The sequence below is a fragment of the Ochrobactrum sp. MYb379 genome, assembly GCF_037479515.1.
Lineage (GTDB): Bacteria > Pseudomonadota > Alphaproteobacteria > Rhizobiales > Rhizobiaceae > Brucella.
Window position 1 is genome coordinate 61,365 of record NZ_JBBGYW010000007.1, and the last position, 13,442, is coordinate 74,806.

Genomic DNA, 13,442 nt, shown 5'->3' on the forward strand with positions numbered 1-13,442 from the left:
TACGAAAGCTCGGTCTCCGACTGTCCGGTAACCTGTCCAAAGAGTTTTCGATTATGACCGCTAAGCATGCTGCACTTCTCACAGTTCTGATGGTTTCTGCGATCGTGTTCATGGCAGTTGGCATTTTTACCGTCGATGCCGGTAACAGCATGACTTCCACCGACGGCTACGGCATTTCCAGCGCGCGCTAAATTACTGGTTTGGCGGCTGGACCAGTCGCTTCCAGAAAGCGCTTTTCCGGGCCGTCGATGACGATGGCCGACAGCTTTCCGTTTTTCCATGCATATGTGTCGAGATTAACCCGGTTGGGCTGAACATCGACAATGCTCTGCGGCGTATGGCCGTGGATGATGACCTTCTCCATTGGATCAGTCCATTTCAGAAACAGGGTTCTAATCCACATCAGGTCATCGCGGTCCTGCGCATCAAGCGGCACCACCGGGTTTACGCCCGCATGGCAGAAGAAGAAATCTCCAAAACTCACTGACGACGGCATCGAGCGGATATAGTCGATATGCGCTTGCGGAATTGCGTTTAGCAGTTGCGGGTATGCGGCTTTCGCCGATGCGGGATCAGTATAATCGACCTCAACGCCGTATGATCGGGCAGTGTCGCTGCCGCCATGCAATGCAAAAATGCCATTTGTATCGCCGGTCGCAAGATAATGCAGAAATCCATCATCATGATTGCCGATCAGTGAAAGAATGCGCGGATCATGCGTTGAGGCATGGATCAGAAAATCCAGTACGCCTTTGGAATCCGGTCCCCGGTCTATGTAATCGCCAAGGTGAATGATGCGCCAGTCATGCGTTGGGTTACGGTCGATATCGGCGCGGATCAGCCCATGCATATCCTGCAAAAGATCAAGGCGACCATGCACATCGCCAATGGCATAAAGCCGGATACCTGCCGGGCCTTTTGCGTCCTTTAGAGTAATGCCACTCATGAATCGCCGCTCTCTTTCACGTCTTTTCCAGCTCGCTGCCGATAGCGCAATCGCGATACGCGTTCACGCTCGTCGTTGAGTTCGCGGTCGTTGGTTGCCTGTTCGACAAAGCGGATATGCTTTTGCACCGCTTCGCGTGCCGCTTGCGGGTTGCCCGCAATCACCGCGTCGTAAATGGCGCGATGCTGTGACAACAGCATGTCAGCCACGCCGGGATAGCTGTAAATCAGACTTCGATTGTAGAAAACCCCGTCTTTGAGCAACTGATAACAAGAGCGCAATGTGTGCAGCAGCACGATGTTGTGTGCGGCTTCGCCAATGGCATTGTGAAACTCAACATCGAGCTGCGCACCCTTATCAAGATCATTGGCGCTGTTGGCGTCTTCCATCGCCGTCATGATTTCAGCGAGCAATGCTTTATCGGCAGATGTTGCGCGCAGGGCCGCATATTCGGCGGCAATGCTTTCGATCTCACGACGATATTCGAGATAGTCAGTCGTGGCTTTTCGGTGTTCAGCAAAAAGCTTTACAACGGGTGGGCTGAAAACCTGTCCGATGACATCGGCCACAAATGTTCCACCACCATGACGTGATGTGAGAAGGCCCGCGTTTTCCAGTCTTTTAAGCGCGTCACGCAGGATAGGGCGTGAAATATCGAGTTGTAATGCAAGATCACGTTCACCCGGAAGCTTATCGCCGCCGCGTAGGACGCCTTCAAGGATCAGGCTCTCGATTTGATGGACCACATCATCTGCCGTGCGGCTTGCGAGAATGCGGGAAAACACTGGTTCGGTCATGGTCGCAAACTAGCCCCAAGCGGAGGTTACGGCAACGGGTCTCTGAAATGTGTAAACAAAAACCCCGGAAGCGATGCATCCGGGGTTTGAAAACGTTGAAGCCTTGATCAGGCCGTCTTGCGCTTGCGTGTTCTTACGAAAACAACCAAACCAGCGACGAGGCCAAACATCGCCCATTTGAAGGGCAATACATCGGCGGTTTCGCTGCGGATTGGAAGGACTGTGACAGTACCCGGACGGCTTTCAAAGCCTGTTTTGCCTTCAGCTTTTGCCTGTTCGATCTGCTGTGGGGAGACAACCCACTCAGCGCCGCGCGACTTGTCGTAAAACATGAAGCCGCAGCCAACGATAACGGCGGTGACGAGTGCGAGAATAAGGCGGGGAGCTGTGTTCATTTTCATTCCTTAATTTTCTATGGCCGTGGTTTGGGCTAACGCCTTACCGACCGACTGCGTTCATACGCAATCATGTCCGCTCCGTCTATTATTTAGACATGCCTTGTGGAGTGCTGCCACTTTCCCAATAAGGAACGGGACCATAAAGATCGGCCAGATAATCAATGAAGAGTCTCACCTTGGCGGGCAAAAACTGCTTTGATGGATAAACTGCATGAACGGCGACATTTCGGGACGCTGCATAGTCAGGCAATACCTGCACCAGCTTTCCGGCGGCGAGGTCTGGTCCGACATCCCATGTTGAGCGTTGCGCAATACCAAGACCTGCAAGCACGGCTTCGCGCACCAGTTCGCTCGAGTTGGTCTGAAGCGGGCCGACCGGGCGAATAGTGATCGGACCTTTCGGACCTTCAAGCCGCCAAGGATCGTTGTTATGGGGTGCAAGACAAATGTGTTCGGAGAGGTCTTCGATTGTCTGTGGTGTGCCGCGCTCAGCAATATAAGCGGGCGAGGCCACAAGAATACGCCGCACAGGTGCGAGGCGGCGCGCCACAAGGGTTGAGTCGGACAATTCTCCAATGCGGATAGCAAGATCATAACCGTCGCCGACAATATCTACCATCTCGTCCGAAAGCTGCATGTTGACGGTGAGATCTGAATTGGCCCGCATGAATGGTACCAGATAAGGCGCGATATGCATGCGCCCGAAGGTGGTGGGGGCTGAGATTTTCAGTGTGCCGCGCGCATCGGCTGACCGTCGTGCAACAAAGGCTTCCGCTTCTTCGATGTTGCCGAGAATGGCCAGTACGCGCTCGTGATAGCCTTGTCCGGCTTCTGTGAGTGCAATCTGTCGTGTTGTGCGCTGGAGAAGGCGAGTGCCGAGGCGCTCTTCAAGTCTGCCGAGACGTTTGGAAACGACGGCTGGTGATAGCCCAAGATCGCGTGCCGCGGCTGACATGCTGCCGGTTGCGACAACACGCGCGAAAATCTCCATATCGGCCAGACTGCTCATCATGTTAGTTTCAAATGCTCCCCGGCAGATATATGCATGCGCTCATCTAGCCGAGGCTCTGCAGAAATCGCAAGGCGATTATGCCGCAGCGTTAAAACTGTTTCGCCATAGGCACAATTGGTAAAATTAGTTTACCAGTTATGTGAAGTCGCTGGGAGGCGGAGGAGCATATGAGCGGACTGATCATGCCAGAGCCGGATGCGGCCGTCTTGCAAAGGCGGGCTAGCATCGTTGCCGACTTGCGCAATATCGTGCCGGGTGAGGGCGTTGTCGATACCGTCAATGCGATGCGCGTGTTCGAAAGCGATGGGCTGACAGCGCATCGATCTTTGCCGCTGGTCGTTGTCCTTCCGGAAACCGTCGATCAAGTCTCAGAGGTTCTGCGATATTGTCACGACAATGGCATTCGTGTTGTGCCGCGCGGTGCTGGCACATCGCTTTCCGGTGGCTCTATGCCGCTGGTCGATGCGGTGCTTCTTAGCATGTCGCGCTTCAATCGCATTCTAGAGATCGATTATCCCAATCGCGTGGCTGTTGTGCAGCCCGGCGTGACCAATCTCGGTATTACCAAAGCTGTTGAGCATGAGGGCTTTTACTATGCGCCTGATCCATCCTCGCAGATTGCCTGCTCGATAGGCGGTAATGTTGCGGAGAATGCTGGTGGTGTGCATTGCCTGAAATATGGTCTCACCGCCAACAACGTTCTTGGCATCGAAATGGTGCTGATCACCGGCGAAGTTCTGCGCCTTGGCGGCAAGCATCTTGATAGCGAAGGCTATGATCTACTGGGGCTTATGACTGGCTCCGAAGGTCTGCTTGGAGTGGTGACGGAAATCACTGTTCGTATTCTGCAGAAGCCTGAAACCGCGCGTGCTGTCATGGTCGGCTTTCCATCGAGTGAGCAGGCGGGGCAATGCGTAGCCGATATTATCGGCGCAGGGATCATTCCGGGTGGCATGGAAATGATGGACCGACCAGCAATTCGGGCAGCCGAAGACTTTGTTCGTGTTGGTTATCCGCTTGATGTCGAGGCGCTGCTGATCGTCGAACTTGATGGTCCTCCGGTTGAGGTCGATCATTTGATTGGACAAGTTGAAGCAATCGCGCTCAAAAATGGTTCGACCACCTGTACACTCTCGCATTCCGAAGAACAGCGACTGGCATTCTGGGCGGGCCGTAAGGCGGCTTTCCCGGCTGTTGGGCGTATTTCGCCGGATTATCTTTGCATGGATGGGACTATTCCGCGCAAAGAATTGCCGCGTGTTTTGTCTGGTATGCGCGAGCTATCCGAAAAATACGGGCTTCGTGTCGCTAATGTGTTTCATGCGGGCGATGGCAATCTGCATCCGCTTATCCTCTATGATGCAAATATTCCCGGAGAGCTGGAGGCTGCTGAAGATTTCGGTGCCGACATTTTGCGTCTTTGCGTGAAGGTTGGCGGCGTGCTGACCGGCGAGCATGGCGTGGGTATCGAAAAGCGCGATCTGATGCCGGTGATGTTCAACGAAATAGATCTCGACCAGCAGATGCGTGTGAAATGTGCGTTTGATGCCAAGCACCTGCTTAATCCGGGGAAGGTTTTTCCGCAATTGCGCCGCTGTGCCGAGCTTGGTCGTATGCATGTGCATCGCGGCGAGCTGGCCTTCCCCGACCTTCCGCGTTTCTGATCTGTGGTTTGAAAATGACTGATGCAAATACCTTAATACCGCAGGATGAATCGGGTGTCGTCGAGGCGGTCCAGTGGGCGCTCGGCACGTCAACGCCGCTGGAGATTATCGGCAACGGCTCAAAGCGTGGGATAGGTCGCCCGGTGCAGGCTGGGCATGTTCTAGATGTGTCGCAGCTTTCAGGCATAACACTCTATGAGCCAGACGAGCTGGTGCTGTCAGCAAAGGCGGGTACATCTATTGCCGAAATTGAAAAATTGCTGGCGGCAAGCCACCAATGCTTTCATTTTGAACCGATGGATTATGGTCCGCTGCTTGGCGTTGAAGCAGGTTGCGGCACAATTGGCGGTGTGTTGGCTGCTAATCTGTCGGGGCCGCGTCGGTTGAAGGCGGGCGCTGCGCGCGATCATATCCTGGGTGTGCGGGTGGTTTCGGGCCGTGGGGAATTGTTCAAATCCGGTGGGCGCGTTGTCAAGAACGTCACCGGCTATGATTTGTCCAAGGGTATGGCCAATTCCTGGGGTACGCTGGGCGTGGCAACCGAAGTTACATTCAAAGTTCTGCCTAAGCCTGAGACTTCTGTGACACTTGCTGTTCGGGGACTGGATGACGAGCAGGCTTCTCGCGTCATGGCCATGGCGATGGGATCGCGCGAGGAAGTGGCATCGAGTGCGCATTTACCGCCCACTGTCGCCAATCGTTTTCTCGATGGCAAGCTCGGCTGGGAAGCGGCAACCATTCTGAGGCTGGAAGGTTTCGCGCCGTCCGTCGCGCATCGGAGCAGGCAATTACAGGCTCTGTTAGGCCGGGCAGGGACAATTGACACAATTGACGAGCCTCAATCGACAAAGCTTTGGACAGAAGTTCGCGATGTGCTGCCCTATGCGCAGGCAGGTGATACGCGCGCGGTCTGGCGCGTTTCGATGGCCCCGTTGCAAGGCTGGCGTATGATTGATGAGTTTCGCCGCTATGCAGGTGTTGATGCCTATTACGATTGGCAAGGTGGTTTGATCTGGATGCGGATGGAAGCCGAGCCGGAAGCAGGTATGCTGCGGAAGCTGATTGCCAAATATGGCGGTGGTCATGCAACGCTGATACGCGCACCGGAATTTTTGCGAGCCAACATGGATGTTTTTGAGCCGCAACCGGCAGCGCTTGCAGCACTTTCACAGAGGCTGAAGCATCAGTTTGATCCGGAGAACATTCTTAATCCGGGACGTATGTATCCTGAGCAGGCGGGAGCGTAAGCCATGCAGACCCATTTCAGTCCCGAACAATTGCTCGATCCCGGTGTCAACGAAGCCGATAAAATTCTGCGTAAATGCGTGCATTGTGGCTTCTGCACGGCGACCTGCCCGACCTATGTGACGCTTGGCAATGAACTCGATAGTCCGCGCGGACGCATTTATCTGATCAAGGATATGCTCGAAAACGGACGTCCGGCGGATGAAGAAGTTGTGCGCCACGTTGATCGATGTCTGTCTTGCCTTTCCTGCATGAGCACCTGTCCGTCGGGTGTCAATTATATGCATCTGGTCGATCATGCGCGTGCGCATATTGAAAAGACCTATAAGCGTCCATTTATGAACCGCTTTCTGCGCGGAGTGCTGGCGCAAGTTCTGCCCTATCCGAGCCGGTTTCGTATTGCACTCAAGCTTGCCAAACTTGGGCGTCCCTTGGCTCCCTTGTTTCGCAAAAGTGAGCGCTTAAAGCCCATTGCAGTCATGCTGGAACTCGCACCGCAAAGTCTTCCCGCCAAAGCGGATCCTATCCAAATCAGCGTAGCCAAGGGCGAAAAGCGCGGGCGTGTTGCGATTTTGAATGGCTGCGCGCAACCCGTGCTTAACCCCGGCATCAATGCCGCGACACTGAGATTGCTCAATCGGTTTGGCATTGAAGTGGTGGCACCAAAGGATGAAGGCTGCTGTGGGTCGCTCGTTCACCACATGGGGCGCGAGGAGCAGGCGCTCGATCAGGCCCGGCACAATGTCGATGTCTGGACGCGGGAGATTGAGGTGGGCGGTCTTGATGCGATTATCGTGACAGCGTCGGGCTGCGGAACGACGATCAAGGATTATGGTTATATGCTGCGGCTCGATCCGGCCTATAAGGATAAAGCTGCGCTTGTATCATCGCTCGCCAAGGATATTACCGAATATCTGACGACCATCGAACTGCCGCAACCCGAAAAGCCGAAGGTGCTGACGGTTGCCTATCATTCGGCTTGCTCCATGCAACATGGCCAGAAGATTGTGCGTCAACCGAAAGACCTGCTTTCAAAAGCCGGGTTCATGGTGAAAGAGCCATTGGAAGGACATCTCTGCTGCGGTTCGGCGGGCACCTATAATATTATGCAGCCGGAGATCGCGACCAAACTTCGCGATCGTAAGGTCAGGAATATTGAGGCGACTGGTGCCGATCTGATTGCGACCGGCAATATTGGTTGTATGACGCAGATCGCAACAGGCAGCAAACTGCCGATTGTGCACACGGTTGAATTGCTCGACTGGGCCTATGGCGGGCCAAAGCCTGTTGTGCTTTCAGGTTCCAGTCTTCACTGACCGCGCATATTTGAGTGGAAAGCCCTTGAAGCCTTTCGTTTCCTTCAGCACGAAAGTCGTCTGCATTTCCTTGATGCGGGGCAGGCGGCGCAGCGTGGACATTGCGAAATCGGCATAGGTATCGAGATCGTGCGATACGACTTGCAGCAGAAAATCGGCGTCGCCGGCAATGCTGTAACAAGTGATAACTTCATCAAGGCTCATCAATTCAGCCGCAAATTGTTCGGCTTCCGCTTCACTGTGACTATCGATTTTGATGCGGACGAAAGCCAGAACGCCAAGTCCAATGGCTTTTCGATCCAGCGTAGCGCGATAACCCTGTATCACGCCGTCTTCCTCCAGTTTGCGAACTTTGCGCCAGCTTGGAGACGTAGACATGCCGACCTGATCAGCGAGCGCCTGATTTGTGAGGCGACCGTCATCCTGCAAGGCTTCAAGAATCCTAATGTCAGATGTATCGAGTGTACCCATGTAGATTTACCTCAGAATCGGCTCTTTCTGGTAAAGCCTACCAGAAATCTATGTAAGGCGGGACAGATAGGCAAGATTGACCTCGTGATGCGGTGTACTTCTCGGTGAGAGATTTCTGTTTCAGGAGCCGTTATGCACGAAGATTTACGCCTCGCTATCATTGTTAATCCAGAACTGCCGCTGGGTCTGCTCGCCAATACGGTTGGCGCAATTTCCATTGGGCTGGGTGCGAAGCTGCCCTTCATTGCCGCCCGACAACTGGTCGATAAAACGGGCGTCTTAATCGACATCAGTTCTGATCGTCCGGTGCCAATTCTTCAGGCTGATGCGGAAACTATTCGGACCATCGCATTAAAAGCAGCGGGTTTTGAAGACCGACAGGCTGTTGTTGCCTTCCCTGCCTTCGCGCGTTCGCTGCATGTTTATGCAGAATATGAAGCGGCTTTTCCTGAAAAACAACTTGCGACCGAGGTAATTGACGGGCTGGGAATTGCAGGCCCATCGAAATGGGTGCGCTCGCTAACGGGCAGCTTGAAACTGCTGCGATAAAAAAAGCCCGGAGAAAACTCCGGGCTTTTCATTTCCATTAAACCACCGAGAACGTCGCAGGGTTCGGTCCGATACGACCGTCTGTCTTGTCCAGCTTGGTGATCGCATCATGGTCGGTGCCATTGAGGCTGAAGTCGAAGACTTCAAAGTTTTCCTTGATGCGTGCTGGCGTAACCGACTTTGGAATAACGATATTGCCGGTTTCGATATGCCAGCGCAGGATGACCTGAGCGACCGATTTGCCGTGCTTTTCAGCAATCGTTTTCAGCGTCGGGTTTTCCAGAATCGTGCCCTGTCCAAGCGGGCTCCAAGCTTCGGTTGCAATGTCATGCTTGCTGTGGAACAGGCGTAACTCGTCCTGCTGAAATTGCGGATGCAATTCGATCTGGTTGATAACCGGAACAACATCGCTTTCTTTGAGAATGCGCTCAAGATCAGCTGTTTGGAAATTCGATACGCCGATCGATTTGGCACGGCCTTCTTCTTTAATCTTGATTAAAGCGCGCCATGTGTCCATGAACAGGTCTTTGGATGGCAACGGCCAATGGATCAGATAGAGATCAACATAATCCGTGCCGAGTTTCTTGAGACTTGCGTCAAAAGCCTTGAGCGTTGACTCATAACCCTGCTCTTTATTCCAGAGTTTTGTCGTGAGATAAATATCGCTGCGCGCGATGCCGGACTCGTTGATTGCCTTGCCGGTGCCTTCTTCATTGCCATAAATGGCAGCAGTATCAATGTGCCGGTAGCCCACTTTCAGCGCTTCGCTGACAGCCGCGATGGCTTCGTCATTGCCAACTTGCCAGACACCGTAACCGAGCTGCGGGATATGATTGCCGTCGTTCAGTTTTACCGCCGGTACGGTCATGTTCAGTCCTTCCCTCTTACATATATACTCTTCATTTTGCTTTTACAGCATATGGGTGTTCGCATGAAAAGTGAAAGACCTTTCGTCTACCTTTGTGCGTAAAGGCGAGTGCTTTTCCTACAAAAACGCCAAAAATTTCAATTCGATGACAAAAAAGCCGTTGTCGCGTTTTGCGACAACGGCCTGAATTTGCGATCAATCAAGGGCTTTGTTCAGCGAACGACAACGCGTGTGCCGACAGGGACACGACCATAAAGATCGCTCACATCTTCGTTACGCATACGGAAACAACCCGAAGACATGGCTTTGCCGATGGTCCATGGCTGATTGGTGCCGTGAATGCGGTAAAGTGTGGAGCCAAGATAAAGCGCGCGTGCACCAAGCGGATTGTTTACCCCGCCCTTCATTTGGGCTGGCAGAATACGACCCTTCTTGCGTTCGCGTTCGATCATCGTCTTGGGGGGCGTCCATGTTGGCCATTCGGCCTTTCGGCTTACTTTCTGGGTGCCTTTCCAACCGAAGCCTTGTTTGCCAACGCCAATACCATAACGACGCGCCTGACCATTTCCTTCGACGAGATAAAGGAAGCGCTTTCCGGTATCGATGACGAGAGTTCCGGGCTTTTCGCCACCGGAATAGGAGACAACCTGCGGCAGGAACATCGGGTCAAGCTGTTGTTTCTTGCGCACAACCTTTGCCGGATTACCGGCAGGACGCTGCTGGCTCACATTTTGAATGCGAGCTTCAGACGGCTGTTTCTTTTTAACAATGGTACGTTTCTGAGGCTGTGCAGGCTCGGCTCGTGGTAATACGCGTACAGCAGGGCCTCCAAGCTGTGCGAGCCAGCGCTGTGATGTTTCACTATCGACCCGAACCGGCGGCTGGGTTGCATAACGATCATTGGCAAAAGCCATGCTGGTCGTGACGATAGAAACGGTGATTGCCGCAATTGATCCGATTAAAAGCAGATGACGTGGTTTCATAAGCCAAATCCGTCTATTCTGCGTCCTGCATTCTCGCTGACGCTGTTGCCCTTCATATCCCTGACATGTCCTGTCAGGAGTACGAACCCGAAATTCATGAGGCTATTGTGCCGGGCAATGGAATCATAAAGGTAAATTTTGGGCCGCCTGGATCGACAGACGGCTTCAAATTGTAGTTGTGGTTAGCGCGAGGTTGCGCGACATGATTAAGAGTTGATGAAAGTTCAGGGGACAGACATGAGCGATGCAGTGCAGGAAAAGACCGGCTTGATCGTAAATGCAGATGGTAGAATGCGTTGTTTCTGGCCCGGTGAGCTGCCTGATTATATCGCCTATCATGACAATGAATGGGGCGTGCCGGTTACAGATGATCGACGTCTGTTTGAGAAGATCTGCCTCGAAGGTTTTCAGTCGGGTCTGTCATGGCTAACGATCCTGCGTAAGCGTGAGAACTTTCGCGCAGCCTTTGATGGCTTCGATTTCAATCGCGTCGCACTTTACGATGACACGGATATTGAGCGGCTGCTTGGCGACAAAGGTATTGTGCGTCATCGCGGTAAGATCGTCTCCACCATCAACAATGCAAATCGAGCCATTGAGCTGGTGAAAGAAAAAGGCTCGCTTGCCGCCTATTTCTGGTCGTTCGAGCCGGGGGCGGAGGATCGCCCGCAGGTTGTGGATTACCCAACCCTTATTGCCAACCCCACAACGGCGACTTCAACGCGTATTTCCAAAGACCTGAAAAAGCGTGGCTGGTCTTTCGTCGGGCCGACCACTGTTTATGCGTTCATGCAGGCCATGGGGCTGGTGAATGACCATATCGAAGGCTGTCATTGTCGCCCGCATATTGAAGACCTAAGAACGTCGTTTGCGCGCCCTTAGGCATTGATTGCGTTTGCATTATTTTTCTGGCAGAAAGCCGCGACAGGAGAAAAAAATGGATCTGACATCGCTTGTGGTTTTTGCCGGTATTCTGGTTGTTGCGGCAGGCACGCCGGGTCCGAATGTTGGCGCTTTGGTTGCGCGGGTTATCAGCCGTGGCCACAAGGGTGTGTTTCCATTCATGTTTGGCCTTTGGCTCGGCGATGCTATCTGGCTCTCACTGGCTGTATGGGGCCTGTCGGCAATTGCTAACAGCTTCCACACTGTTTTCCTTGTTCTTAAATATCTCGGCGTCGCATATCTGATCTATCTTGCATGGAAAATGTGGATTGCACCTGTTGAAACAACAGCAGATGAAAGCGCAATTCCCAGTTATGGTGAAGCAAGAAAGCTGTTTTTCAGCGCGCTGGCTGTAACGCTCGGCAATCCAAAAATCATGGTGTTTTACATAGCGATCCTGCCGACAGTCATCGATATTACGCATGTTTCGGTTGTCGGCTGGCTCGAATTGCTGCTGGTGATGTTTGCGGTTCTGGCTGCAGTCGATAGTGCTTGGGTGGTGCTTGCAGCACAGGCGCGCCGTTTTCTGCGCAGTCCGCGTGCTATGAGAATTGCCAATCGGACAAGTGCCGGGATGATGGCAGGCGCTGCAGTTGCGATAGCCACGCGTTAAGCGCGTCTTTTTAAAACTCTTCCTGCACTTGCCGCACCCCGTTTGATGCGTTAGGAAACCGGCAATGAATTTGCCGGTTTTTTCTGGCGTAATATGAACAAAATCAGTGATCAGGCGGGAAAAATGGCCGATAAAGCGGACAAGATGAAGGCGCGGTTGCCGCGCGGGTTTGTCGATCGGGTGCCAGATGATCTGCGTGCCACCGAAAAGATGACCGCGACCATCCGCGAAGTCTACGACCTTTATGGTTTTGAGCCGGTGGAAACGCCGCTTATTGAATATACCGATGCGCTCGGAAAGTTCCTGCCGGATCAGGATCGTCCGAATGAAGGCGTGTTCTCGTTTCAGGATGATGACGAACAGTGGCTGTCGCTGCGCTATGATCTGACTGCGCCGCTGGCGCGCTTCGTGGCTGAAAACTACGAAAGCCTGCCGAAGCCTTATCGCAGCTATCGTAACGGTTGGGTTTTCCGTAACGAAAAGCCGGGCCCGGGTCGTTTCCGTCAGTTCATGCAGTTCGATGCCGATACAGTTGGCGCGCCGAATGTTTCGGCTGATGCTGAAATGTGCATGATGATGGCCGATACTGTTGAACGCCTTGGCATTGCGCGCGGCGATTACGTGATCCGCGTCAACAACCGTAAGGTTCTCGACGGCGTGCTTGAAGCCATTGGCCTTGAAGGCGATGACAATGCTGGCAAGCGTCTAAATGTGTTGCGTGCTATCGATAAGCTCGACAAGTTCGGTGCTGAAGGCGTGCGTCTTCTGCTGGGCAAGGGTCGTCTGGATGAAAGCGGCGATTTCACCAAGGGCGCTCTTCTTGATGATACGGCGGTCGACAAGGTTCTAGCCTTCACCGCTGCCGGTGGCGCAACCGGTGCTGAAACCATCGCCAATTTGCAGGCCGTTGTTGCGGGTAACGCCAAGGGTGAAGAAGGCGTGAAAGAGCTTGCCGATATGGAAGCTTTGTTTGACGCTGGCGGCTATGAAGGTCGCGTGAAGATCGATCCTTCAGTTGTGCGTGGTCTCGAATATTACACTGGTCCGGTGTTTGAAGCCGAGCTTCTGTTTGATGTCACCAACGAAGATGGCCAGAAGGTCGTGTTCGGTTCGGTTGGCGGCGGCGGTCGTTATGACGGTTTGGTGTCACGTTTCCGTGGCGAGCCGGTTCCTGCAACGGGCTTCTCCATCGGCGTTTCGCGTTTGATGACGGCGCTGAAAAACCTCGGCAAGCTGGATGTGTCCGATGTCGTTGGCCCAGTCGTCGTGCTGGTTATGGACAAGGATGCGCAGAGCCTTGGTGGCTATCAGAAGATGGTTTCTCAGCTGCGCCAGGCTGGTATCCGCGCTGAAATGTATGTCGGCGGTTCCGGCATGAAAGCGCAGATGAAATATGCCGACCGTCGTGATGCGCCATGCGTCATCATTCAGGGTTCGCAGGAACGTGAAGCGGGCGAAGTTCAGATCAAGGATCTGATCGAAGGCAAGCGTATCTCTGCCGAGATCGAAGACAATGCAACCTGGCGAGAAAGCCGCCCGGCGCAGGTCACGGTCAAGGAAGAGGGTATTGTTGCGGCAGTGCGCGAAATCCTTGATGCGCAAGCACGTGATCGCGCACAGAAGACGAAGTGACGGATA

The 13,442-nt window shown here is 53.5% G+C and carries 15 protein-coding genes; 8 read left to right on the plus strand and 7 right to left on the minus strand.

All coding sequences use genetic code 11. The features are described 5' to 3' along the window. Nucleotides 1–53: 53 nt before the first annotated feature. Complete coding sequence (locus WH356_RS15080; RefSeq protein ID WP_250043203.1) at nt 54–191, plus strand: hypothetical protein; 138 nt, start codon at nt 54–56, stop codon at nt 189–191. On the opposite strand, the gene WH356_RS15085 is transcribed toward WH356_RS15080, so the two are convergent. The 4 genes from WH356_RS15085 to WH356_RS15100 all read right to left on the minus strand — a co-directional run bounded on the left by WH356_RS15085 (nt 188) and on the right by WH356_RS15100 (nt 3,153). After that, nucleotides 188–946 carry a metallophosphoesterase gene (locus WH356_RS15085; RefSeq protein ID WP_339512190.1) on the minus strand — a complete coding sequence of 253 codons (759 nt, stop codon included), beginning with the start codon at nt 944–946 and terminating at the stop codon, nt 188–190. The two genes, WH356_RS15080 and WH356_RS15085, sit on opposite strands and share 4 nt — an antisense overlap. After that, nucleotides 943–1,743 (minus strand): FCD domain-containing protein, encoded by an 801-nt coding sequence (locus WH356_RS15090; protein WP_310015930.1) that lies wholly within the window; start codon nt 1,741–1,743, stop codon nt 943–945. The genes WH356_RS15085 and WH356_RS15090 overlap by 4 nt, the downstream gene beginning before the upstream one ends. Before the next feature lie 107 nt (nt 1,744–1,850). Further along, the gene (locus WH356_RS15095; RefSeq protein WP_339512194.1) at nt 1,851–2,138 is read right to left on the minus strand and encodes a hypothetical protein; all 288 of its coding nucleotides are present in this window, start codon (nt 2,136–2,138) and stop codon (nt 1,851–1,853) included. 88 nt (nt 2,139–2,226) lie between these two features. Beyond that, nucleotides 2,227–3,153 carry a LysR family transcriptional regulator gene (locus WH356_RS15100; protein WP_250043212.1) on the minus strand — a complete coding sequence of 309 codons (927 nt, stop codon included), beginning with the start codon at nt 3,151–3,153 and terminating at the stop codon, nt 2,227–2,229. 167 nt (nt 3,154–3,320) lie between these two features. Here WH356_RS15100 and WH356_RS15105 point away from each other — a divergent pair, with 167 nt between their 5' ends. The 3 genes from WH356_RS15105 to glcF are packed head-to-tail and all read left to right on the plus strand — an operon-like array spanning nt 3,321 to nt 7,378. Then, on the plus strand, nt 3,321–4,817 hold the full coding sequence (locus WH356_RS15105) for an FAD-linked oxidase C-terminal domain-containing protein (RefSeq protein ID WP_339512197.1): 1,497 nt from the start codon (nt 3,321–3,323) through the stop codon (nt 4,815–4,817). Nucleotides 4,818–4,831: 14 nt separating this feature from the next. Beyond that, nucleotides 4,832–6,064 (plus strand): glycolate oxidase subunit GlcE, encoded by a 1,233-nt coding sequence (gene glcE, locus WH356_RS15110; protein WP_339512199.1) that lies wholly within the window; start codon nt 4,832–4,834, stop codon nt 6,062–6,064. 3 nt (nt 6,065–6,067) lie between these two features. Further along, complete coding sequence (gene glcF, locus WH356_RS15115; protein WP_339512201.1) at nt 6,068–7,378, plus strand: glycolate oxidase subunit GlcF; 1,311 nt, start codon at nt 6,068–6,070, stop codon at nt 7,376–7,378. Here the strand turns inward: glcF and WH356_RS15120 are convergent. Beyond that, the gene (locus WH356_RS15120; protein WP_339512203.1) at nt 7,358–7,849 is read right to left on the minus strand and encodes an Lrp/AsnC family transcriptional regulator; all 492 of its coding nucleotides are present in this window, start codon (nt 7,847–7,849) and stop codon (nt 7,358–7,360) included. The genes glcF and WH356_RS15120 overlap by 21 nt on opposite strands. Nucleotides 7,850–7,981: 132 nt before the next feature. On the opposite strand from WH356_RS15120, the gene WH356_RS15125 reads away from it, so the two are divergent. Beyond that, nucleotides 7,982–8,398 (plus strand): DUF2000 domain-containing protein, encoded by a 417-nt coding sequence (locus WH356_RS15125; protein WP_339512205.1) that lies wholly within the window; start codon nt 7,982–7,984, stop codon nt 8,396–8,398. A gap of 37 nt (nt 8,399–8,435) precedes the next feature. Here the strand turns inward: WH356_RS15125 and WH356_RS15130 are convergent, their stop codons facing one another. Then, the gene (locus WH356_RS15130; RefSeq protein WP_339512207.1) at nt 8,436–9,266 is read right to left on the minus strand and encodes an aldo/keto reductase; all 831 of its coding nucleotides are present in this window, start codon (nt 9,264–9,266) and stop codon (nt 8,436–8,438) included. A gap of 212 nt (nt 9,267–9,478) precedes the next feature. Continuing rightward, entirely contained in the window at nt 9,479–10,249 is a 771-nt protein-coding gene (locus tag WH356_RS15135) for a L,D-transpeptidase (protein WP_339512209.1), read from the minus strand. A 237-nt stretch (nt 10,250–10,486) separates the two neighbouring features. Between WH356_RS15135 and WH356_RS15140 the strand changes: the two genes are divergently transcribed. From WH356_RS15140 to hisS, 3 genes are all read left to right on the plus strand, one after another. Next, a complete protein-coding gene (locus WH356_RS15140) occupies nt 10,487–11,131 on the plus strand; it encodes a DNA-3-methyladenine glycosylase I (RefSeq protein WP_339512211.1) in 645 nt (214 codons plus the stop codon). Between the two features lie 55 nt (nt 11,132–11,186). Then, nucleotides 11,187–11,804: a LysE family translocator gene (locus WH356_RS15145; protein ID WP_310015919.1), complete on the plus strand. Its 618-nt coding sequence runs from the start codon at nt 11,187–11,189 to the stop codon at nt 11,802–11,804. Between the two features lie 123 nt (nt 11,805–11,927). After that, nucleotides 11,928–13,436 carry a histidine--tRNA ligase gene (gene hisS / locus WH356_RS15150; protein WP_339512213.1) on the plus strand — a complete coding sequence of 503 codons (1,509 nt, stop codon included), beginning with the start codon at nt 11,928–11,930 and terminating at the stop codon, nt 13,434–13,436. The last annotated feature ends 6 nt before the right edge of the window (nt 13,437–13,442 follow it).

Excerpts from the sequence above, each read along its gene's own strand:
- WH356_RS15120 (WP_339512203.1), bottom strand. The coding sequence starts at position 7,849 with ATGGGTACACTCGATACATCTGACATTAGGATTCTTGAAGCCTTGCAG.
- WH356_RS15135 (WP_339512209.1), bottom strand. The coding sequence starts at position 10,249 with ATGAAACCACGTCATCTGCTTTTAATCGGATCAATTGCGGCAATCACC.
- glcE (WP_339512199.1), top strand. The coding sequence starts at position 4,832 with ATGACTGATGCAAATACCTTAATACCGCAGGATGAATCGGGTGTCGTC.
- WH356_RS15105 (WP_339512197.1), top strand. The coding sequence starts at position 3,321 with ATGAGCGGACTGATCATGCCAGAGCCGGATGCGGCCGTCTTGCAAAGG.
- WH356_RS15080 (WP_250043203.1), top strand. The coding sequence starts at position 54 with ATGACCGCTAAGCATGCTGCACTTCTCACAGTTCTGATGGTTTCTGCG.
- WH356_RS15130 (WP_339512207.1), bottom strand. The coding sequence starts at position 9,266 with ATGACCGTACCGGCGGTAAAACTGAACGACGGCAATCATATCCCGCAG.
- WH356_RS15140 (WP_339512211.1), top strand. The coding sequence starts at position 10,487 with ATGAGCGATGCAGTGCAGGAAAAGACCGGCTTGATCGTAAATGCAGAT.
- glcF (WP_339512201.1), top strand. The coding sequence starts at position 6,068 with ATGCAGACCCATTTCAGTCCCGAACAATTGCTCGATCCCGGTGTCAAC.
- WH356_RS15125 (WP_339512205.1), top strand. The coding sequence starts at position 7,982 with ATGCACGAAGATTTACGCCTCGCTATCATTGTTAATCCAGAACTGCCG.
- WH356_RS15145 (WP_310015919.1), top strand. The coding sequence starts at position 11,187 with ATGGATCTGACATCGCTTGTGGTTTTTGCCGGTATTCTGGTTGTTGCG.
- hisS (WP_339512213.1), top strand. The coding sequence starts at position 11,928 with ATGGCCGATAAAGCGGACAAGATGAAGGCGCGGTTGCCGCGCGGGTTT.
- WH356_RS15090 (WP_310015930.1), bottom strand. The coding sequence starts at position 1,743 with ATGACCGAACCAGTGTTTTCCCGCATTCTCGCAAGCCGCACGGCAGAT.
- WH356_RS15100 (WP_250043212.1), bottom strand. The coding sequence starts at position 3,153 with ATGATGAGCAGTCTGGCCGATATGGAGATTTTCGCGCGTGTTGTCGCA.
- WH356_RS15095 (WP_339512194.1), bottom strand. The coding sequence starts at position 2,138 with ATGAACACAGCTCCCCGCCTTATTCTCGCACTCGTCACCGCCGTTATC.
- WH356_RS15085 (WP_339512190.1), bottom strand. The coding sequence starts at position 946 with ATGAGTGGCATTACTCTAAAGGACGCAAAAGGCCCGGCAGGTATCCGG.